This window comes from Marinactinospora rubrisoli (genome assembly GCF_042664915.1).
GTDB lineage: Bacteria > Actinomycetota > Actinomycetes > Streptosporangiales > Streptosporangiaceae > Marinitenerispora > Marinitenerispora rubrisoli.
In genome coordinates, this window is the sequence record NZ_JBHTBH010000005.1 from 134,110 (window position 1) to 152,935 (window position 18,826).

General features: G+C 71.4%; 21 protein-coding genes, 1 tRNA gene and 1 pseudogene. 14 read left to right on the forward strand and 9 right to left on the reverse strand.

All coding sequences use genetic code 11. The features are described 5' to 3' along the window. Window positions 1-168 precede the first annotated feature (168 nt). From kdgD to ACFQRF_RS11905, 3 genes are all read left to right on the forward strand, one after another. On the forward strand, window positions 169-1,089 hold the full coding sequence (gene kdgD, locus ACFQRF_RS11895) for a 5-dehydro-4-deoxyglucarate dehydratase (RefSeq protein WP_379871105.1): 921 nt from the start codon (window positions 169-171) through the stop codon (window positions 1,087-1,089). Beyond that, the gene (locus ACFQRF_RS11900; protein ID WP_379871106.1) at window positions 1,086-2,696 is read left to right on the forward strand and encodes an aldehyde dehydrogenase (NADP(+)); all 1,611 of its coding nucleotides are present in this window, start codon (window positions 1,086-1,088) and stop codon (window positions 2,694-2,696) included. Before kdgD ends, ACFQRF_RS11900 begins: the two co-directional genes overlap by 4 nt. 82 nt (window positions 2,697-2,778) lie before the next feature. After that, entirely contained in the window at window positions 2,779-3,732 is a 954-nt protein-coding gene (locus ACFQRF_RS11905) for a 2-hydroxyacid dehydrogenase (RefSeq protein ID WP_379871107.1), read from the forward strand. An 88-nt stretch (window positions 3,733-3,820) separates the two neighbouring features. On the opposite strand, the gene ACFQRF_RS11910 is transcribed toward ACFQRF_RS11905, so the two are convergent. Next, the gene (locus ACFQRF_RS11910) at window positions 3,821-4,801 is read right to left on the reverse strand and encodes a peptidoglycan recognition protein family protein (protein ID WP_379871108.1); all 981 of its coding nucleotides are present in this window, start codon (window positions 4,799-4,801) and stop codon (window positions 3,821-3,823) included. 521 nt (window positions 4,802-5,322) lie between these two features. Here ACFQRF_RS11910 and ACFQRF_RS11915 point away from each other — a divergent pair. From ACFQRF_RS11915 to ACFQRF_RS11925, 3 genes are all read left to right on the forward strand, one after another. Further along, on the forward strand, window positions 5,323-6,006 hold the full coding sequence (locus ACFQRF_RS11915) for a TetR/AcrR family transcriptional regulator (RefSeq protein WP_379871109.1): 684 nt from the start codon (window positions 5,323-5,325) through the stop codon (window positions 6,004-6,006). Between the two features lie 283 nt (window positions 6,007-6,289). Beyond that, entirely contained in the window at window positions 6,290-6,832 is a 543-nt protein-coding gene (locus ACFQRF_RS11920) for a hypothetical protein (RefSeq protein WP_379871110.1), read from the forward strand. Next, window positions 6,829-7,410: an OmpA family protein gene (locus tag ACFQRF_RS11925; RefSeq protein ID WP_379871111.1), complete on the forward strand. Its 582-nt coding sequence runs from the start codon at window positions 6,829-6,831 to the stop codon at window positions 7,408-7,410. Before ACFQRF_RS11920 ends, ACFQRF_RS11925 begins: the two co-directional genes overlap by 4 nt. Before the next feature lie 205 nt (window positions 7,411-7,615). On the opposite strand, the gene ACFQRF_RS11930 is transcribed toward ACFQRF_RS11925, so the two are convergent. Further along, window positions 7,616-8,416: an alpha/beta fold hydrolase gene (locus tag ACFQRF_RS11930; RefSeq protein WP_379871112.1), complete on the reverse strand. Its 801-nt coding sequence runs from the start codon at window positions 8,414-8,416 to the stop codon at window positions 7,616-7,618. A 36-nt stretch (window positions 8,417-8,452) separates the two neighbouring features. Here ACFQRF_RS11930 and ACFQRF_RS11935 point away from each other — a divergent pair, with 36 nt between their 5' ends. The 5 genes from ACFQRF_RS11935 to ACFQRF_RS11955 all read left to right on the forward strand — a co-directional run bounded on the left by ACFQRF_RS11935 (window position 8,453) and on the right by ACFQRF_RS11955 (window position 12,084). Further along, window positions 8,453-9,073, forward strand: coding sequence for a TetR/AcrR family transcriptional regulator (locus ACFQRF_RS11935; RefSeq protein ID WP_379871113.1), 621 nt, complete (start codon window positions 8,453-8,455; stop codon window positions 9,071-9,073). 217 nt (window positions 9,074-9,290) lie between these two features. Continuing rightward, complete coding sequence (locus ACFQRF_RS11940; RefSeq protein WP_379871114.1) at window positions 9,291-9,449, forward strand: hypothetical protein; 159 nt, start codon at window positions 9,291-9,293, stop codon at window positions 9,447-9,449. Then, on the forward strand, window positions 9,449-10,615 hold the full coding sequence (locus ACFQRF_RS11945; RefSeq protein ID WP_379871115.1) for a YeiH family protein: 1,167 nt from the start codon (window positions 9,449-9,451) through the stop codon (window positions 10,613-10,615). Before ACFQRF_RS11940 ends, ACFQRF_RS11945 begins: the two co-directional genes overlap by 1 nt. 301 nt (window positions 10,616-10,916) lie before the next feature. Further along, window positions 10,917-11,585 carry a hypothetical protein gene (locus ACFQRF_RS11950; protein ID WP_379871116.1) on the forward strand — a complete coding sequence of 223 codons (669 nt, stop codon included), beginning with the start codon at window positions 10,917-10,919 and terminating at the stop codon, window positions 11,583-11,585. Window positions 11,586-11,823: 238 nt separating this feature from the next. Next, window positions 11,824-12,084: a hypothetical protein gene (locus tag ACFQRF_RS11955; RefSeq protein WP_379871117.1), complete on the forward strand. Its 261-nt coding sequence runs from the start codon at window positions 11,824-11,826 to the stop codon at window positions 12,082-12,084. A gap of 123 nt (window positions 12,085-12,207) precedes the next feature. Here the strand turns inward: ACFQRF_RS11955 and ACFQRF_RS11960 are convergent, their stop codons facing one another. Then, window positions 12,208-12,402 (reverse strand): hypothetical protein, encoded by a 195-nt coding sequence (locus tag ACFQRF_RS11960; protein WP_379871118.1) that lies wholly within the window; start codon window positions 12,400-12,402, stop codon window positions 12,208-12,210. Window positions 12,403-12,520: 118 nt separating this feature from the next. Continuing rightward, the gene (locus ACFQRF_RS11965) at window positions 12,521-12,937 is read right to left on the reverse strand and encodes a hypothetical protein (RefSeq protein WP_379871119.1); all 417 of its coding nucleotides are present in this window, start codon (window positions 12,935-12,937) and stop codon (window positions 12,521-12,523) included. Window positions 12,938-13,077: 140 nt separating this feature from the next. Here ACFQRF_RS11965 and ACFQRF_RS11970 point away from each other — a divergent pair, with 140 nt between their 5' ends. Further along, window positions 13,078-13,992 carry a helix-turn-helix domain-containing protein gene (locus tag ACFQRF_RS11970; RefSeq protein WP_379871120.1) on the forward strand — a complete coding sequence of 305 codons (915 nt, stop codon included), beginning with the start codon at window positions 13,078-13,080 and terminating at the stop codon, window positions 13,990-13,992. Between the two features lie 72 nt (window positions 13,993-14,064). Here the strand turns inward: ACFQRF_RS11970 and ACFQRF_RS11975 are convergent, their stop codons facing one another. The 3 genes from ACFQRF_RS11975 to ACFQRF_RS11985 all read right to left on the reverse strand — a co-directional run bounded on the left by ACFQRF_RS11975 (window position 14,065) and on the right by ACFQRF_RS11985 (window position 15,787). Further along, window positions 14,065-15,126, reverse strand: coding sequence for a DUF4037 domain-containing protein (locus tag ACFQRF_RS11975; protein ID WP_379871121.1), 1,062 nt, complete (start codon window positions 15,124-15,126; stop codon window positions 14,065-14,067). Window positions 15,127-15,252: 126 nt separating this feature from the next. After that, a tRNA-Pro gene (locus ACFQRF_RS11980) sits at window positions 15,253-15,326 on the reverse strand. A 107-nt stretch (window positions 15,327-15,433) separates the two neighbouring features. Beyond that, window positions 15,434-15,787, reverse strand: a complete 354-nt coding sequence (locus ACFQRF_RS11985; protein ID WP_379871122.1) for a winged helix-turn-helix transcriptional regulator — start codon at window positions 15,785-15,787, stop codon at window positions 15,434-15,436. Window positions 15,788-15,919: 132 nt separating this feature from the next. Between ACFQRF_RS11985 and ACFQRF_RS11990 the strand changes: the two genes are divergently transcribed. Both ACFQRF_RS11990 and ACFQRF_RS11995 read left to right on the forward strand, forming a co-directional pair. Next, window positions 15,920-16,813 carry an NAD(P)-dependent oxidoreductase gene (locus tag ACFQRF_RS11990; protein WP_379871123.1) on the forward strand — a complete coding sequence of 298 codons (894 nt, stop codon included), beginning with the start codon at window positions 15,920-15,922 and terminating at the stop codon, window positions 16,811-16,813. A gap of 115 nt (window positions 16,814-16,928) precedes the next feature. Further along, complete coding sequence (locus ACFQRF_RS11995; RefSeq protein ID WP_379871124.1) at window positions 16,929-17,753, forward strand: aldo/keto reductase; 825 nt, start codon at window positions 16,929-16,931, stop codon at window positions 17,751-17,753. Window positions 17,754-17,921: 168 nt separating this feature from the next. Here the strand turns inward: ACFQRF_RS11995 and ACFQRF_RS12000 are convergent. Next, a pseudogene (locus ACFQRF_RS12000) lies at window positions 17,922-18,365 on the reverse strand (DUF3995 domain-containing protein); the annotation flags it as partial. Window positions 18,366-18,482: 117 nt separating this feature from the next. After that, window positions 18,483-18,641, reverse strand: a complete 159-nt coding sequence (locus tag ACFQRF_RS12005) for a hypothetical protein (RefSeq protein WP_379871125.1) — start codon at window positions 18,639-18,641, stop codon at window positions 18,483-18,485. Window positions 18,642-18,826: the final 185 nt, after the last annotated feature.

An 18,826-nucleotide genomic window follows, 5' to 3' on the forward strand; every position in this document is an offset into this window, starting at 1 on the left:
GGCGGGCCGGGCGCGGCGTCGCCCCCGACGCGCCGCCGCACGGCGGATACCGTGTTTCACCTGCGGCGTTGCCGGGGCGGTATCGACGGATGCCGAATTCGACTTGGACGGGTATCGGGGCGGCTGCCTAGGCTCCACAGCAGTCGTTCGACGAATCGGAGACCGTTCATGACCCAGTTCGCCCCCGAAGAACTGCGCGCCGTCCTCGGCTCGGGGCTGCTCTCGTTCCCCGTCACCCACGCCCGCGACGACCTCGGCTTCGACGAGGACGCCTACCGCGACCACGTGAGCCGGCAGGCCGCCGCCGGGCCCTCCGGGCTGTTCGCCGCGGGCGGCACGGGGGAGTTCTTCGCCCTCACCCCGGACGAGGTCGACCGGGTCGTGCGCGCCGCCGTCGCCGCGGTGCCCGAGGGCATGCCCGTCGTCGCGCCCGCCGGGTACGGCACCGCGCAGGCGGTGGCCATGGCCCGCGCCGCCGAGGCCGCCGGGGCGAGCGGCGTCTTCCTGCTGCCGCCCTACCTCACCGAGGCGCCGCAGGAAGGGCTCGCCGCCCACGTGCGCGCGGTCTGCGCCGCCACCGGGCTCGGCGTCATCGTCTACCACCGGGCCAACGCCGCCTACCACTTCGACACGGTCCAGGAACTCGTGGACGACTGCCCGAACCTCATCGGGTTCAAGGACGGCATCGGCGACGTCGACCTGATGACCCGCATCCACGCCCGCCTCGGCGACCGGCTGCTCTCCATCGGCGGGCTGCCCACCGCCGAGACCTACGCGCTGCCGTACCTGGAGATGGGGGTGACCACCTACTCGTCGGCCATCTTCAACTTCCTGCCGGAGTTCGCCCTCGACTTCTACACGGCGGTACGCGCCCGTGACGCCGAGACCGTCTACCGCAAGCTCAACGAGTTCGTGCTGCCGTACCTGGACATCCGCAACCGCCGGGCCGGTTACGCGGTGTCGATCGTCAAGGCGGGGCTCGCCGTCACCGGCCGCCCGGCCGGGCCGGTGCGCCCGCCGCTGACCGACCTCACCGCGACCGAACTCGGCGAACTCAAGGCCCTCGTGGAGAAGGTGACCCGCGCATGACCGAGCCCATCACCCCGGAGACCGCCCCGGCCGGCGCCATGCTCATCGGCTTCGCCGACGTCCGCCCGCCCGGCGCGGACGAGGTGTTCGCCGTGGACCCGGCCAGCGGCGAGCGCCTCGAACCCGGCTACCCGCAGGGCGGCGCGGCCGAGGCGGCCCGGGCCGCGGAACTCGCGCACGCCGCGTTCGACGGCTACCGCCGCACCCCGGCCGAGACCCGCGCCCGGTTCCTGGAGAGCATCGCGGACAACATCGACGCCCTCGGCGACACCCTGGTCCGCCGGGTGACCGCCGAGACGGGCATCCCCGAGCAGCGCGTACTGGGGGAGCGGGCGCGCACCACCCGCCAGCTCCGGCTGTTCGCGGCCGTGCTCCGCGACGGTGCCTGGCTCGGCGTCCGCGTCGACCCGGCCGACCCCGGGCGGTCGCCGCTGCCCAAGCCCGACCTGCGCCAGCGCAAGATCCCGCTCGGCCCGGTGGCGGTCTTCGCCGCCAGCAACTTCCCGCTGGCGTTCTCGGTCGCGGGCGGTGACACCGCGTCGGCGCTGGCCGCCGGCGCCCCGGTCGTCGTCAAGGCGCACAACGCCCACCCCGGCACGTCCGAACTCGTCGGGCGGGCGGTCCGCGCGGCGGTGCGGGAACACCGACTTCCCGAGGGCACGTTCTCCCTGCTGTTCGGCCCCGGACCCGGGCTCGGCACGGCGCTGGTCCAGGACCCGCGCATCGCCGCCGTCGGCTTCACCGGCTCCCGCTCCGGCGGCCTGGCCCTGGCCGCGGCCGCCGCGGCGCGGCCGGTGCCGATCCCGGTCTACGCCGAGATGTCCAGCGTCAACCCGGTCGTGCTGCTGCCGGGCGCCCTGGCCGAGAAGGGGGCGGAGCTGGGGGCCGGCTACGTCGCCTCGCTCACCACGGGCGTGGGCCAGCTCTGCACCAGCCCCGGGCTGGTCTTCACCGTCGGCGACGCCGAGGAGTTCCTGACCGCGGCCAAGGACGCCGTCACCGCCGCGCCGGCCGCGCCGATGCTCACCGACGGGATCCGCCGGGCCTACGACGAGGGCGCGGAACGGCTGGCCGGGCGGCCCGGCGTCACCGAACTCGCCACGGGAGGCCGCGACGAGGCCATCGCCACCTGCGGCCAGGCTCGGCTCTATGTCACCGACGGCGCCACCTTCCGTTCCGACGAGACCCTGCAGAGCGAGGTCTTCGGCGCCACCTCCCTCGTGGTCCGGCTGCGCGACCTGACGGAGCTGCACGACGTCCTCGGCGTTCTGGAAGGCCAGCTCACCGCCACGGTGCACGCCGCCGAGTCCGACCACCCCGCCGCCGCCGAACTGCTGCCCCGGCTGGAACTGCTCGCCGGCCGGGTCGTGTTCGGCGGCTGGCCCACCGGGGTGGAGGTGGGGCACGCCGTGGTGCACGGCGGGCCGTTCCCCGCCACCTCGGCGCCCGCGACCACCTCGGTGGGGACACTGGCCATTGAGCGTTTCCTGCGCCCGGTCAGCTACCAGGACGTCCCCGAGGCCCTGCTGCCGGTGGAGCTGCGGGACGGTGACTCCGCGGGCGTGCCACGGCTGGTCGACGGCGTCGCGGAGACCGGCGCGCGGTAGCCCCGGCTCCCGGGTGCCCGCGCACCCGGGAGCCACCCGTGCGGCGGCCCCGCCGCTCCCCTCGTCGAAAGGCAGTCCGGCCATGCCCACGTCAGCGCCGCCGCGCACCGTCCTGCAGCTCTGCCCGCTGCCGCCGTCCCTGGAGGCCGGTCTGGCGGCCCGGCACCGCACGATCCGGCTGCACGAGCACCCCGACCGCGCGGCGGTCCTGGCCGAACACGGTCCCGCGGTCGCCGCCGCCGTGACCAGCGCCCGGGTCGGGGTTCCGAACGATGTCATGGACGCGCTGCCGCACCTCGGGGCGATCGTGCACTTCGGCGTCGGGTACGAGACCACGGACGTCGCCCGCGCGCGGGCCCGCGGTATCGACGTCAGCAACACGCCGGACGTGCTGACCGACTGCGTGGCCGATCTCGCCGTCGGGGCGCTGATCGACGTCATGCGGCGGCTGTCCGCCGCGGACCGTCACGTCCGGCGCGGCGACTGGACGCGGGCGGCGTTCCCCCTCGCCACGAAGGTGAGCGGCAAGCACGTGGGCATCCTCGGCCTGGGCCGGATCGGGCGGGCCATCGCCGCCCGGCTGGCCGGGTTCGGCGTCCGGCTGAGCTACCACTCGCGCCGCCCGGCCGGCGGCGTCCCCTACCGCTACGTCCCCTCGGCCGAGGCCCTCGCCGAATCCGCCGACGTGCTCGTCGTCGCCACCTCGGGCGGCGACGGCACCCGCGGCCTCGTCTCGGAGAAGGTGCTCGCCGCCCTCGGCCCGCAGGGCTACCTCGTCAACGTCGCGCGCGGCAGCGTCGTCGACGAGCCGGCGCTGGTGTCGGCCCTCGTCGAGCGCCGCATCGCGGGCGCCGCCCTCGACGTGTTCGCCGACGAACCCCACGTCCCGGAACCGCTGCTCGGCCTCGATTCCGTCGTGCTCCTGCCGCACATCGCCAGCGCCACCCACGAGACCCGGGAGGCCATGGGCGAGCTGGCGTTGCGCAACCTGAACGCCTACCTGACGGAAGGGCGCCTGGTGACACCGGTTCCCTAGCACCATCGGCGGGCGGGTCCGGGTGGCGGACCCGCCCGGAGAGCGGGAGGAACGCCACCCGGACGCGCGCGGAGCCGCGCCCCGGCGATCAGAGCGGGGCGATCCAGCCGGTGACCTTCCCGCCGCGCCACTCCGCGCCGTCCACGAGGGCGGTGACGTAGATGCGCAGCCGCTCGTCGGCGCGGGTGATCTCGTCCAGGCTGACGTTGCACTCGGTGGTGGTGAAGACGCCTCCGGCGAACAGCGGATCCGGCGTGGCGTCGGCCCCCACGGCACCCCGCACCTTGCCCAGCTGCACCCGGTAGGCGACCGGTGCCGGTTCACCGTCCGCCCCGACCGCGACGACGCGGCCGTTGAGCGTGCCGGTGAACTTGCGGTTCTGGAAGGCGATCGTGGCGTAGGGGTCGTCGGGGGTGATCCGGGCGTCCCGGCCGTCCTGGAACAGCAGGCACACCGGGACACCGTTGGGAAGCCGCTGGGTGCGGGACGAGGACAGCCAGGTGAGGTCGGCCATGTCGAGGAAATCCTCCGATTCGGGGTCGGGAGGGGGAGTCCCACCGGACGCCGGCGGGCGGGCGAACGTGCCGTCCTGGACCATCGCGTAGGCCCGGTCACCAGGGCAGGACGTCGAGATGAAGTCACGGTGCCCGCGCACGGTCCCGGCGATGCTGGACTCGGGCTCCATCAGCCACTGCCGCAGCTCGCGGACCGCGTTGATCTGTGCGTCGGTGACGGGATCGTCCGGCCCGCCGCAGAGCGTGCACGAGTAGTAGGTGCTGTTGCCCCCGGGCTGGGCGGCCTGGACCTTGAACAGGCCCCGCCCCGCCATGACGTATCCGTGCGGGCAGGCGGCGAAGGAGTAGCCGATGTCCACCCATCCGTTGGTGTTGATGTGGAAGTTCCGGGTGGCCCGCCAATAGGAGAGACAGGCGGAGTGCGCCTGCCCGGCGAGGCCCTGGTTCGAGCCGTCGTAGTGGATCACCAGGCCGCTGCGGGGGTTGGCGTAGCCGGCCGGGGAGTCACCCCAGCCGAGGTCGGATCTGGACACGTAGCGGGTCGGACGGGGCACGGGGACCTCCCAATGGGTGACACCTACGAGCCAAGCGCGATTGTGTGAAATTCAACTAACGAATCGGAAAACTGTCGGTAATCACGCCGTCGCTCAAGGCGCGGGAAGCGCATGGGGAGCGGTCGCTCATCGACAGCGGCCGCGGCACGCCACGCTCCGGCGCCTGGCATCTTCTGTGGACGTGGCTCAGGTCAGGGAGCGGAGTCGTCGTGGAGGTTCCCATCGCCGATGTTCCAGCCAGATCACGGGTGTGCCCCGAGGGCGACGGCTCCCGGACCGTGGTCGCCGATGGCGGCCGGATTTCCCCCGAGGCGGGCCTCCTTTCGCGGCCAGGCGTGCGGCGTCCGACGTGGTCGGTGGGAGGGAGCAGCCGGCATGGCGGCACCGGCGGCCTGTTCGGGAGCGCGGCCGCCGCGCTCCCGCTGCGGCGGCCGTCGGCATTCCCGAGTCTCGATCGACACAGTGTCGATTATTATCAGCATCCGGCCGCACGAGGCGCCGTTGATCGCTACCGTGGGCCCATGAGCACAGCCAAGTCCTCGCCCCCCTCCCCGAGCGGGCGGCGCCGTCCCGCTATGAGCCGTGGGGACCGCCAGGAGATCGCGCTGCTGGACAGCGCGGAGCGGCTCCTGGCTGAAAAACCGCTGAGCGAGGTCACCATCGCCGACATCGCGGCCGGCGCCGGGCTCTCCCGCGCCGCGGTGTACTTCTACTTCGACGGCAAGGACGCCGTCGTCGAAGCCGCCATCGCACGCTCTGTCCTGAGCATCGTCGACACGCTCGCCGACCGCGCGGCGCTACCCGGCGAGACCGCGGTGGAAAGCGTGGAGCACATCCTCAGATTCAGCTTCGACCTGTGGCGCCGGAACGCACCATTGGTCAGCGCGGCCAACCAGTTGCTCACGCATCGCCCGAGCATGCGGATGGCATGGGAGGACTACTTCGAACGTTGTGCGCGGCTCTATGCCACCGCGATCGAACGCGACCGTGCGCGCGGCGTTCTCCCCGACACCGGTGCGGAGCCGTACAGCGTCGCCATGGCCCTGAGCTGGATGGCCGAACGCAGCGTCTACATGCTCTTCACCCGTGCCCACACCCCCCAGGAGGAGGACGAGCTCCTGGACACGCTCATGCACGTCATCCGCCGCACCATCGGAGCCGAGGAACCAAGGGACGCGGGCGTGGTGGAGGGTTCCGGTTCGTAGCCGGGGCTGGTGAGGGACGCCGGCCGCGTTCGAAGGCGCGAGGTCCGGGCGGCCCGTGCGGCGGTCCTGAGTCTTGGCAGTATGGCGGCGGAAATCGACACTGTGTTGACTTTGCTCGGTTGCGAGGGGAGACTCGGCGGGGTGCCAGGGCTCTGGCGTATGTCAGCCGGCATATGACCGCGCGCGGGCGTGCCCTGGTCTTCCCCTCGCTTGGCGCTGGTGCGCCTCCTCCCGAAGCGCGTCTGCGCTGCACAGCTCCCCCACGAGATCAGGAGTTCCCGACATGCGATCGCCCGTGAAGGCTGCGGCACCCCCACTCCTGCTGGCGCTCCTGCTGACCGGCTGCGCCACGGGCAACGGCGGTGAGCCGGACGGTGACGGCGGCACGGAGACGGCCGAGAGCACGGCCGACGCCTCCGCGGAGACCACGGAGGTCGTCGCCGAGACGGCCTGGCCCTACCAGAACCGTAACGGCGAGGCCGAGGTCCAGATCCATGCGCTGCGAGTCCGGGGCGAGTTGATGCAGCTCACCGCGACCGTGACCGCCGAGCAGACGGGCGACAGGAGCGGGGACAGCCTGTACCGGCTCTACGGCTACATGGGAGTCCAGCCCTACCTCGTCGACACCGCCAACCTCGCCCGCTACAACGTCGTCCGCGACTCCGGCGGTACCCTCCAGGCACCGGACGCCGGCAACACCCATCTCACCTACGGCGAGCCCCGCGACCTCAGCTTCACGTTCGCGGCGCCGCCCGAGGACGTCACCGCCATGGATCTCTACGTCGGCGAACTCCCGCCGGTCACCGACGTCCCGGTGCTGCGGTGAACGGCCCGGGCCGGCGCGGGCTCTGGCTGGCCGGCCTGCTCGCGCTCACCCCCGCGCTCCTGGCGGCGGGGGACGGCGAGCAGGGCACGGCCGGGATCACGGCCGCGCGGCTGGAGGAGTCCGTCGTGAGCCTGGACGTCGAGGACGCCGTCACCGCCCTTGACGTCGAAGAGGCCGTCGAGCCGATGGAGTCCGAAGAGGCGGAGGGCTCGGCCACCACGGTGATCATCGCCACCGACGTGCTGTTCGAGTTCGATGAGGACGTGCTCAGCGACGATGCCGAGGCCACCCTCGGCGACCTCGCCGAACGCCTGGCGGACGCGCCCGGAACGGTGCGGGTGGTCGGGCACTCCGACGGGCTCGGCGCCGACGACTACAACCAGGACCTGTCGGAGCGCCGGGCCGAGACGGTGCGTGACGCGCTGGTGGAGCTGCTCGGCGACGAGGCGCCGGAGATCGAGGCGTCCGGGCGGGGGTCCGACGAGCCGGTCGCGGAGGAGACCGACGACGAGGGCAATGACCTTCCGGCGGGACGGTCGCAGAACCGGCGGGTGGAGATCACCTTCGAAGGCGGCTGACTCCGCCCGGGCGCGCCCGCCCGGAGCGGGTCGGCCCCCGCGGCACGCGGACGCCGTGCGTGGGGGACGACCTGCCGCGCGCCCGTGCCGCCCAGGGAGCCGCCGGTCGTGCCGGCCGAGTTCGCCAGGGCGGCGCAACGGGTCGGCCGGACGCGGCGCGCCCGCCGCCCGCGGCTCGGCGGAGGGCGGCGCGTCACCATGACCGTCATCGTGCGGCGGCGAGGGCATTGAGCAGGCGGCCGAGTTCCGTGGGCGCCTGGATGTGGGCCAGGTGGCCCTGGGCCGGAAGCTCATGGACTTCGGCATCCGGGAGGTGCCGCCGGACGTCGTCGAACGATGATCCGTACGGGGCCGTCCCGAGATTGTGCCGGCCGATGATGAGATCGACGCGGTCCGCCCGCCGGGCCATCGCACCCGGTGGCGGTGCCGTGTTCAGGGCGGTGATTTCGGCGTGGGCGGGCTTGCTGAGGCGGCGCAGGGCGGCCCATCCCTGGTGGTCGGCGCGCAGGGCCGCGATATGCGCCTTGTTGAAGCCGGAGATCTGCCGGTTCACGATGTCGACGGTGGCGTCCCAGTCCGCTCTGTCGTGGGCGGCCTTGAGGTCCGGTAGTGCGTGGCGGCCGAACGGCCGCATCACCGGCTCGTAGGCGATCACCTGGCGCAGCGGCCGATCATTGGCGGCGAGCAGCGCGATCAACCCGCCGTAGCTCCAGCCGAAGAGCGACGTGATGCCCCCGAACTCGTCGAGGATCACGCCGAGGTCCTCGACCTCTGTCCGCAGCGAGTACGTTGCGGTCAACGGACCCGAGGGCGCGCGTCCCCGGCGGTTGAGGACCGCCACCGACGGCCAGGCGTCGATGGCCCTCGCGACGTGCCGCCAGGTATGGGCGTCGCTCATCGCGCCCGGCACAACGACGAGACCCGGAGCATCCGGTTCCCCGTACACGTCGACCGTGACCCAGCTACCCTCGCCGACCGGCAGCCTCTTCTGGATCGTTCGCTCCATAAATCCATTATGGAGCAAACGATCTACAATGCAACCGTGCCCCAGCGAAACCGCGGACGGCCACGCGCCTTCGACCGCGACCGCGCGATCCTCGACGCCGCCCGCCTCTTCTGGCGCCGCGGCTACTCCGGGACGTCGACCCGCGCCCTCACCGCGGCCCTCGGGCTCTCCGCCTCCAGCCTCTACGCCGCCTTCGGTAGTAAGGCGGGGCTGTTCGAGGAAGCGGTGCGGACCTACGCCGAGCGTTACCGGGAGATCTACCGGCAGGCCGTCGCGGAGAAGGACATCCGGACCGTCATCGAACGCGTCCTCACCGACTCGGTCGAGGAGTTCACCCGGCCGAGTGACGCGCATCCCGGATGCCTCGTCAGCAGTGCCGTGATGACCGACAGCACCAGCACGCTCGACACCAGTGCCTACTTCGCCGAACTGCACGGCTGGAACGAGCGGACGCTCCGCGCGCGCGTCGAGCGGGCGGTCCAGGACGGCGAACTGGCCGCCGGGACCGACGCGGCGGCGCTGACCGGGCTGGTCCAATCCGTCTGGCACGGATTGTCGGTGCGATCCAACCTCGGCGTGGACCGCGAGGACCTGCTCGCCACGGTACGACTCGCTCACACGCTCATCTGCCGGCAACTCGCGGCGCCGGCGTCCTGACCGCACCGGCCGGCGGAGCGGCCGGCGGGACCGGGAGCGGACGAGGAGCCTCGTATCCGGGCCGGATTCGTCCCGGTCCCCGGTGGGCCGTGGGTGGGCGGGCCATTGCGGTGGCATGCCGTCTTCCGTTCGCGACAGCGAGTAACTACACTAAATCAGTAGGTTTATTGGATTTTTCGGTGTCTCCGGCACCACGACCATCCCCCTGAGGAAACGCATGAGTGAGACACGACCCCGCCCCACCGCCGGAGACCCACCTCCGGGCGGTCGGCGGACCGTCCCCCGGATCAACGAGGACTGGGCGGCGACGATCACCGGGCTGGCCCTGCTCGTCCTGGCGCTGCTCGGCGCCATCCCGGCCTGGCTGGTGCCGTGATGAGCGACGACCGCACCGACCCGCCCCGCGAAGCCGGCCCCGAGACCGCCACCGGCCCGAGCCCCACGAGTCCACCCGCGGCGTCCACCCGCCCCGCCACCTGGGCATGGGGCGCGGCCGGCGTCGCGGTCCTGCTCGCCCTGACCGCGACGACCCGGTTCCTGGAGTCCTACGTCCCCGAGGCGACGGCCGGCACCGCGATCGGCGGGTTCGCCGAGGCCGTCGAGTACCCGGTCTACGCCATCATCCTGGGCCTGCTCGGCAACGTCGTGCTCACCTTGGCCCGCGTCCGGCACCGGCTGGCGGTGGCGTTCCGTACCGAGTTCCTCATCAAGACGGGCCTCGTGCTGCTCGGCTCCACGGTCCTGCTCGACGTCATCGTCCGCGCCGCCGGACCGGCCATCCTGCAGGCGCTGGTCCTGGTGACGGCGGTCTTCCTGTTCACCTGGTGGCTCGGCGGCCGGTTCGGCCTCGACGAGCGGCTGCGCGCGCTGCTGGCCTCGGCGGTCGCGATCTGCGGCGTGAGCGCCGCCATCGCCGCCGCCGGAGCCGTCCAGGCCAGGCGGGAGCAGCTCGCCTACACCGCCGGTCTCGTCATCCTCTTCGCGCTGCCATCGATCTTCCTGCTGCCCTGGCTGGTCGACGTGATCGGGCTGAGCGGCGCGCAGGCCGGGGCGTGGATCGGCGGCAACATCGACACCACGGCGGCGGTCGCGGCCTCCGGCGCGATCGTCGGCGAGGAGGCGCTGCAGATCGCCTCCATCGTCAAGTCCGCCCAGAACGTGCTCCTGGGGGTGGTGGCGGTCGCGTTGACCGGCTACTTCGCGCTGCGGGTCGCCCCGGCCGGCACGGCGCGCCGCCCCGGTGCGGCCGCCCTGTGGGAACGCTTTCCCAAGTTCGTCCTCGGCTTCCTCGCCGCCTCCGTCCTCGCCACCGTATGGGCCGGAGCGACCGGCGACGCCGGACAGCCCGGACTGGACACCGCCCAGGCGCTGCGCGACTGGTTCCTCATCGCGGCGTTCACCAGCATCGGCCTGGAGTTCTCCGCCGGAGCCCTGCGCGAGGCGGGCTGGCGGCCGGTCGGCGTATTCGCGCTCGCCACCGTGTTCAACCTGCTGGTCGGCCTCGGGCTCGCGATCCTGCTGTTCCGCGGCTTCGTGTTCTGAACGCCCGGACGCCGAGGACCCGCGGCGGCCCGCCGCACCGGCTGCGGCGGGCCGCCACGGGCATCGGCGTCCGGCCCAGGCCGGGCACCGAGGTGCGGTGTGGACTCAGCGTCAAGAAGGTGTGGACGGACCGTCATGGACACCACGTGCGGCGAATCGTGATCATGGTCCGTGCCAGTGACTTCAGGCGTGACGTGGCGAGGACGGCCACGCTGCGGCAACGGAAACGGCACCCGGTCCGATCCGGGGCCGTACCGCAGGCCTGGTCAGGCGCTCCCCGCACCAGTGAGAAGAGAGATCCATGAGAGTTACCCCCGTCCAGCAGCGACTCACCGGCACGGTCGCCGGCGTGCTCGCCGTCGGTGTGCTCGCCGGCTGTGGCGGCGCTCCGGACAGCGAGGTGCCCGCCGAGGCCCCGGCACCGACCACCGCGGAGTCGGCGCCGGCCGAGGCCGCCGCGGCCTCCGGTGACTTCCGCACCGGCCCCGTTCCGTCCTCGGCCCCGAGGTTCGACGAGAACGAGCTTCCCCCGGACCCGGGCTCGTCCGCGTCGCCGACCGAGCAGATCGAGTACGAACTCCTGACCGAGACGATCACCTTCGCGCAGGCCGCCGACCCCTCAGCTACGGCGGAGTGCCCGGAGACCGACGCGTCCACCCAGGAGAGCATCACCTGCACGGTGACCTACCAGGGACTTGAGGTCCCCTGGAACGTCGACATCAGCGGGAGCGAGTTCGTCTTCTCCTTCGAGGCCGAGGCGGAGCGCAAGCCGATCTCCCGCGACATCGCCGAGGACGCACTGCGGTGGTACGCCGAAGCCGAGGCGGTGCTGTGCGACATGGAGGAGTACCTGCTCGTCACCCCGGACGGCGACACCGGCGTGACCTGCCAGGCACAGGGGTCCGGCGGAGTCGAGACCTTCGCGATGGAGACCGGAGCGTACGGCACGTTCTCTTTCACATCCTCGTGACGCGCGACCTCCGGCCGTGGTCGGCGCCAGGGCCGATCACCGTGCCGGTGCGGGGCGGGACGACGCTCCCCGGCCCCGCACCGGCCGGTGAGCGTGGATGTGCGTGGTGGCGCTCTCAGGCCGTCACCGGCTGAACGCAGGATGGTGGCTTTTCGGGTCAGACCGAAAGTCATGGACGCCCCAGTGGCGCGCACCGAAGGATCGTCGTTGAAACACTTCCTACGGGGGGACGACAACGATGAGTACCTGCACGAGGGTGGCCGCGACGGCCGCCACCGCGGCCGCGCTACTCGGTGGCGGAATCGCGGTCGCCGGCCCGGCGACCGCGGCTCAGTGGGATGGGCCGGTCTCGGCTTACACGAACGTCGGGAATCCGGCCATCGGCTACCAGACCTGTGAGACGACCGGGCAGATCGGCGTTCACAACGGCGCTTACCAGGCATACCGCTGCGACTTCGATGGCTGGTTCACGACTTACCTGTACGTCATCTGGGCGTGACCGGCCTGGCATGCCCCGAAGGCCGGTGCGTCAGATACCGGGTCTCCCGGCGCGCACCGGCCCGGGGGCTGCTCGGCTTGCCGATCGGAAGACGTCCCTCGCCTGTCGCGTCCACCGCCCTGGTCAGCCGGGACCGCCCTGACGGGCGATCCGGTGGCCGACCCACGCCTTGCCCGCCGGCACCCGTTCGGCATGCCGCTTCGTCAGACCGGCGCCCGGTGCGTGGCGGGCCATGTGAACGCGGAAGAACGCCCACACGAGCGCCAGCGCGGTGACCTGCTCGGCGGGCGCCTGCTTCCACACGGGCAGGCGGGACAACAGGTCCTCGGCGTCGTCCGGGGAGTGCCCGGCTGCACGGCGGAACCGTACCCGGCCCCGGACCGGTCAGGCGACGCCTTCGCACACCGAAGCGGCGTGCGAAGGCGTCAGATGCCCGCTATCCGCAGTTGACGGTGACCGGATCGCTCACGTAGGCGAGCGAGAAGTCGCCGCCCATCGTGGCGATGGTCCATGTCCGGTAAGTCTGGCTACCGCCGCCTCGGCAGTCATGGGCGGGCGCGTTGAACTGCCCGGTAACGGAAGGCCCCTGACGCCGATGCTCGGTCGTCGAAACCGTGCGCCAGTTCCAGAACGTGTCCTGCTGCAGCGAGACCGTGATGTGGGCGATCTCGGACGGAAGTCCGTAACACTCCCAGTAGGCCCGGGCGGTCACGACGGTGCCGGAGACGGAAGGGGGCATCGCGTTGATGGTGGGGCAGTCGGCCGCCTGCGCCGGAGCCGCGTTCGCCACCGGCGCCAGCGCCACCGCGGCCGTCACGGCGGCCATTGCCAGAGCCCGTCGGGCACGCTTCATGGTTCCCTCCTATCCGACGGGGGACGTCACGGGATCCGCGGACCGCGGTGCCCGAGCCGGACTGACCGGAAATGGACAGGTCCGGGCCGTCGAATCTCCAGCACACTAGGAGCTCCCCCGCACTGGAGATTCAAGGAACTGTGACCCAGAACACCATGAGCATCGGCGACCTCGCCGCCCGTGCCGGTCTCACCGTCAAGACCGTCCGCTACTACACGGACATCGGCCTGCTCCCCACGGCGGGCCGCAGCTCGGGCGGGCACCGCCGCTATGGTCCTGAGGCGCTGGAACGCCTGCGGTTGGTCCAGCGACTGCGCGCTCTCGACACGCCGATCGCCGCCATCGCCGAAGTGGTCACCGGCGAGCGTTCGCTGGACGAACTGGTGAGCGTCGAGCTCGGCCTGGTCGAGCGGCGGCTCTCGGAACTTCGGTGGCGTCAGGCGACGCTCGAAGCGCTGAGCGACTGTGTTCCGGAGGAACGCCTGCGCCGCCTGGAACTCCTCGCGCGCGTTCAGCGGCTCCCCGAGGCTCACACGGACCTCGTCCGTACCTGGGGGCGCGTCATCCCCCGATCCGTGCCGGGGCGGCTGGCCGATCTCATCACCGCCGACGCAGTGCCGGAACCTCCGCCCGCGCCCTCGGCCGATATGGTTCTCGCCTACGCCGAGCTGCACGTGCTGGCGGCTCATCCGGAGTTCCCGGTCTACTGGGTCTGCCCGCACGTGAGGGACAAGGCGTCGCTGTATGCCGGGCTCGTCGATGCGTGCACCGCGGCCCTTGAATCTCGCGTGGACGCCGAGTCCCCGCGGCCGGTTCAGGAGGCGGTCGACATCTTCGCCGCCGCCTGCGCCCGCGCTCGCGGTGAGACGGACGGCCCCGGATTCCGCACCTTCATGGCGGCCGCGCTGAAGGACGTCATTCCGCTGTTCCGCCGGTATTGGGGGCACGTCAGCGTCGTCACCGGGGACCGCGGAACGAATCTGGGCAGCGTCCACGTGCGGCTCGTAGAGGCGCTCGCTCCGGCGGCGGCCGTGGACTCACTCCGCACGGCCTGAGGATTTCCACTGCACAGCAGAACACCCGCCACCCACTCGGCCCTCCGGCACTCCGCACCGAGAGGGTCTGCTTTAAGACCGCATGGCATCGCGGTACTCGCGGACCATGCGCGCGGGCCAGTCGGTGTGCGTGACGATCGCGTCGTCGGCGTGGGTGAGTTGGTCGATCCCGCCGACCTGGACGAGACCGCGCAGCTTCGGGTCCGTGATGCTCGCCCGCAGCGTTTCGACGTAGTCGCCGGCGTTGACGACTTGGTAGGGGCGGACGGCGCCGTTGATGCCCACCTCGAAGGGACCGTAGGCCGGGCGTACGGCGGCCGTGATTCCGAGGTCGTTGTGGTGGCCCCCGAGCCAGAGCAGGGCTTCCTGGAGAGCGGCCGTGGCCTGCGGCTCCTCACCGTTCAAAGCCGCCTCCAACAGTGGTGAGAGCACGGTCGAGGCGGCCAGGCGGCCGAACGCGGCGCCGAACCACTTATCGTAGGGCCAGTAGCGGCGCTCCTGGAGGAACGCCAGCTCCATGACCAGGCGGCAGAGCTTCGCCGTGAGCAGCCGAACGCCGATCACATCGCCCGTCTCCAGGCATCGCCCACGCAGGGGCTCGGTGTTGCCGATCAGATGCCAGCCGCTGAGCATCAGCCAGGCCCACACATCACCCGGGTACCAGGCCAGCAGCCGCCGGACACGGGTCAGCTCCCCATCGTCGTCGCGAAAGACCCGTCCCGCCGTCAGGTGCAGGAGCCGCTGCTGGGGCGTCCCGAGCCAGGCGGCGTTGTCCATCCCACTCCGCGGGTCCAGGCCCAGGACTTGGACGATCCAATCCGTCAGGGGCATGACCTGGACGTGGTGCGTCACGGTTCCGGCCGCCAGGGAGTACCAGGCGGTGTCGAACCCATCGAAGACCGGCGGCAGCCCTTTTCGGACGCGGGATCGGACCGCCTCGACGTGTTCGGGCTTCAGGAGGATCTGCACCCGCGGACCCCATTCGTGGTCCTGCGATCGAGAGGTGTCGAAGCCGAGCACCTCCGACCCCTCGCCCAGCAGACACGCCGCATGGGGGACCTCGATCAGCGGGGCCACGGCCCGGTGGTAGAAGGCCTCCGCCAGATCGAGCCCCGGTACGAACTCGTCACCCATGCGCGCAAGGGTAGTCACGAGAGTTCCCGCCGAGCATCACATATACCGCTGACCGCGCCGGCCGCAGGCGAATGTCGAGGCTGAACGACCAAGTGGGCGTTCACCTGGGTGAACGCCCACTTCTTGTCGGGACGGCGGGATTTGAACCCACGACCCCTTGACCCCCAGTCAAGTGCGCTGCCAAACTGCGCTACGTCCCGGTGTCCTGCGGTTTCGTCTCCGTCCCCGCGAACGGGACCAACTCTATCGCATCCCCTGCCCTGCCCGGGACGGGTTTTCCCGTGGGGTGGGGCGCGGGGCGGTGGTCTCAGTGTGGGACCTGCTCGGCGCCGATGCGTGCGGCGCGGCGGGCGCCCCACTCGCCCAGGGGGAGCAGGGCGGCGTTCAGTGTCGTGCCGTGTTCGGTGAGCGAGTACTCCACCCTCGGCGGGACTTCGCGGTAGACCTCGCGGTGCACGATGTCGTCCTCTTCCAGTTCGCGTAGCTGCTGGATGAGGACCTTCTCCGACACACCTGGCAGGCCGCGTCTGAGTTCGCCGAAGCGGCGGGTGCCGTTGTTGTGGAGTTCCCACAGGATGAGGGCCTTCCACTTGCCGCCGACGACGTCCATCGCGGCGTCGATGCCGCAGAGGTAGGGCCCCGACCTTCGTTCGCTCGGCATGGTGTCCCGCCTTCTCACTTACCTTCTGGTGAGTACCGCACAAAATAGTAGGTACTTGTCGTATGGGCGGCAAGGGGGCGAGCATTCATGAGCGCCTGACATGGCGCTTTCCACGTTCGAAGGAGTTGCACGATGACGGAATCCTCCGGGTCGCCCATCGCCGTTCTCGGTCTCGGTGCGATGGGCCGGGCCCTTGCCTCGGCGTTCCTTGAGGGCGGGCATCGCGTCGCGGTGTGGAACCGCACACCCGGTAAGGAGACGGAGCTCGTCGCGGCCGGAGCCACGGCCGCCGCCACGGCCGGGGAGGCGGTCCGCGCGAGTCGCCTGGTCGTCGTCTGCCTGCTGGACCACACCTCGGTCCACGACGTCCTCGACCCGCTCGCGGCCGACCTGGCGGGGCGGGCGGTGGTCAACCTGACCAGTACCGCGCCCAACGAGGCCAGGGAACTCGCCGCCTGGGCGGAACGCCATGGGATCGACTACCTCGACGGCGGGATCATGGCCACCCCGCCCATGATCGGGCGGCCCGGGTCGTCGCTGCTGTACAGCGGCTCCAAGACGGTCTTCGAGGAACACACGCCGGCACTGAAGCTCATGGGAACGGCCGACTACTTCGGCGAGGACGCCGGGCTCGCCTCGCTGTACGACTTCGCACTGCTGTCCGGGATGTACCTCATGTTCGCCGGGTTCACGCACGGCGCCGCCATGGTGCGGTCCGCGGGCGTCTCGGCCGCCGAGTTCGCGGAGCGGGCGGTGCCGTGGATCACGGCCATGGCGCAGACCATTCCGATGGCCACCGCCGCCATCGACAGCGGCGACTACACCACCGATGTCCAGAGCCTCGACTTCAACAAGGCGGCGGTCGACGCCATCGTCCGCGCCAGCCGGGACGCCGGAGTCGGGCTGGACGTCATCGCCCCGGTCAAGGCGCTGATCGATCGCCAGGTCGCCGACGGTCACGGCGCCGAAGCCTTCGACCGGATCTTCGAGGGGATCAGGCCGCTCACTCCCTCGCCCGTGCGCTGACCTGCGCCACCGGCCGGCCAGTGGGGGTGTTCACACTCCGGGGCGTGACGGAATGCCCGATGATCGGGCATGGTTGGCGCTGTCTGGTCCAGATTTCAATGACATGGAGACGCCCATGACTACGGTTCCCGATGTCACCCTCAACAACGGCGTGCGGATCCCGCAGCTCGGCTTCGGGGTGTGGCAGGTGGAGAACTCCAAGGTGGTCGAGCCGGTGCGCGTCGCCATCGAGGCGGGGTACCGGAGCATCGACACCGCGGCGGTCTACGGCAACGAGCAGGGGGTCGGCGAAGGCATCCGGCTGTCCGGTGTGCCGCGAGACGAGCTGTTCGTCACCTCGAAGCTGTGGAACAGCGAGCAGGGGTACGACAGCACGCTGCGCGCGTTCGACGCGACCATGGAGCGGCTCGGTCTGGAGCAGCTCGACCTCTACCTGATCCACTGGCCGATGCCGGCGCGTGACAGCTACATCGACACCTGGAAGGCGTTCGAGAAGCTGTACGCCGACGGCCGCGTTCGCGCGATCGGGCTGTCGAACTTCAAGGTGCCGCATTTGCAGCGGGTGCTCGACGAGGGCAGCGTCGTTCCGGCCATCAACCAGATCGAGCTGCACCCCAACCTCGTGCAGCAGGAGCTGCGGGACTTCCACACAGCGCACGGCATCGCCACCGAGGCGTGGAGCCCCCTCGGGCAGGGCCACCTGCTCGCCGACCCGGCCATCGGCAAGATCGCCGAGTCCTACGGGAAGACGACGGCGCAGGTCATCCTGCGCTGGCATCTGCAGATCGGCAACGTCGTCATCCCCAAGTCGGTGACGCCGGAGCGCATCCGGTCCAACTTCGACGTCTTCGACTTCGAGCTGTCCGCCGCCGACGTCGACGCGCTGACCGCACTCGACGCCGGCCGGCGCTTCGGCTCGGACCCCGACGACGTCAACTGACGGCCACGTCACCTGCGGTCCGCCACCCCCGGCCTGCCGGGTGGCGGCGGACCGCAGACGGGGACGGACATGGCTCCCGGCTGCTCGCTGTCCTTCGCTCGCCGGACCCCGGCGCTTCGCCGTCCGGCGGGCGAAGTCCCAGGTGGCGGCGCCCTGCAGTAGTCCCCAGGCCAGGAACCACGGGTCCCAAACGAACAGATGCCACGCGAACGGCGTCCAGTCCACTTCTCCCGACACCCCGATGACGCCGGTCGGCACCAGTGCCTGGCCGACGACCAGCACCCCGCCGTAGCGGGTGAGCACCGCCGCAGCGCCGTAGGAGCCCCTGAGCACCGCCCAGCGCGGCAGTCGGTACCCCCACGGCTGCACGACGGCCAGACCGAGCAGCGCCGCCACGAGTTTGAGCACCGCGGTGATCCAGACCACGGCGATCAGGAACGGGTCACGCTCCCGCGCCATGGCCTCTAGCGCACCGCCGAGAACGTGCGGCCCCAGAGTGCCGCCCAGCGCCCAGTAGGCACTGACCATGGCGTACAGCGCGCCGAGCCCGAACGCCGCGTAGCCGCAGACCGCCCACCGGCGGGCGGGATACCGCGCCGCGGAGTCCGTCATCTGCCGCCGCGTATCGCTCCCGGAGCCGTGCTTCCGGTCAAGGTGACCAGGGTGGCGGCCCGGGGTGTCGGGAACGCGAGTCGACGGACCGCCACGGTGAACGAGGTGTGATCCGCGTCAGGCGAGCTCGCGCCGCCGCGCCGCCGCCCGAAGGGTCGCCTCGGGACCTCTGCGGGCGAGCCGCACGACGTACACGACGGCTCCCGCCACCAGGCTGACCGGCAACGACATGATGATCACGAATGCGATCAGCTCAGTGATTCCGAGTGCTCCCATGCGGCCATCGTACGCCCCACCGCCCGGCCGCCGCGTCCGATGCCCGGCCGCCTGTGGACGACGGAACGGTGAGCCGCCGAGCGAGCGCAGCTGGCGCCGCCTCTGGCCGTAGGCCCCCCTTGCGGGGTCGGCGGAGCCGAGCGAGGTGGTGAACGTGATCGGGGGTGCGGAACGGTGAGCCGCCG

Excerpts from the sequence above, each read along its gene's own strand:
- kdgD (WP_379871105.1), top strand. The coding sequence starts at position 169 with ATGACCCAGTTCGCCCCCGAAGAACTGCGCGCCGTCCTCGGCTCGGGG.
- ACFQRF_RS11900 (WP_379871106.1), top strand. The coding sequence starts at position 1,086 with ATGACCGAGCCCATCACCCCGGAGACCGCCCCGGCCGGCGCCATGCTC.
- ACFQRF_RS11905 (WP_379871107.1), top strand. The coding sequence starts at position 2,779 with ATGCCCACGTCAGCGCCGCCGCGCACCGTCCTGCAGCTCTGCCCGCTG.
- ACFQRF_RS11915 (WP_379871109.1), top strand. The coding sequence starts at position 5,323 with ATGAGCACAGCCAAGTCCTCGCCCCCCTCCCCGAGCGGGCGGCGCCGT.
- ACFQRF_RS11920 (WP_379871110.1), top strand. The coding sequence starts at position 6,290 with ATGCGATCGCCCGTGAAGGCTGCGGCACCCCCACTCCTGCTGGCGCTC.
- ACFQRF_RS11930 (WP_379871112.1), bottom strand. The coding sequence starts at position 8,416 with ATGGAGCGAACGATCCAGAAGAGGCTGCCGGTCGGCGAGGGTAGCTGG.
- ACFQRF_RS11940 (WP_379871114.1), top strand. The coding sequence starts at position 9,291 with ATGAGTGAGACACGACCCCGCCCCACCGCCGGAGACCCACCTCCGGGC.
- ACFQRF_RS11945 (WP_379871115.1), top strand. The coding sequence starts at position 9,449 with ATGAGCGACGACCGCACCGACCCGCCCCGCGAAGCCGGCCCCGAGACC.
- ACFQRF_RS11950 (WP_379871116.1), top strand. The coding sequence starts at position 10,917 with ATGAGAGTTACCCCCGTCCAGCAGCGACTCACCGGCACGGTCGCCGGC.
- ACFQRF_RS11955 (WP_379871117.1), top strand. The coding sequence starts at position 11,824 with ATGAGTACCTGCACGAGGGTGGCCGCGACGGCCGCCACCGCGGCCGCG.
- ACFQRF_RS11965 (WP_379871119.1), bottom strand. The coding sequence starts at position 12,937 with ATGAAGCGTGCCCGACGGGCTCTGGCAATGGCCGCCGTGACGGCCGCG.
- ACFQRF_RS11975 (WP_379871121.1), bottom strand. The coding sequence starts at position 15,126 with ATGGGTGACGAGTTCGTACCGGGGCTCGATCTGGCGGAGGCCTTCTAC.
- ACFQRF_RS11985 (WP_379871122.1), bottom strand. The coding sequence starts at position 15,787 with ATGCCGAGCGAACGAAGGTCGGGGCCCTACCTCTGCGGCATCGACGCC.
- ACFQRF_RS11990 (WP_379871123.1), top strand. The coding sequence starts at position 15,920 with ATGACGGAATCCTCCGGGTCGCCCATCGCCGTTCTCGGTCTCGGTGCG.
- ACFQRF_RS11995 (WP_379871124.1), top strand. The coding sequence starts at position 16,929 with ATGACTACGGTTCCCGATGTCACCCTCAACAACGGCGTGCGGATCCCG.
- ACFQRF_RS12005 (WP_379871125.1), bottom strand. The coding sequence starts at position 18,641 with ATGGGAGCACTCGGAATCACTGAGCTGATCGCATTCGTGATCATCATG.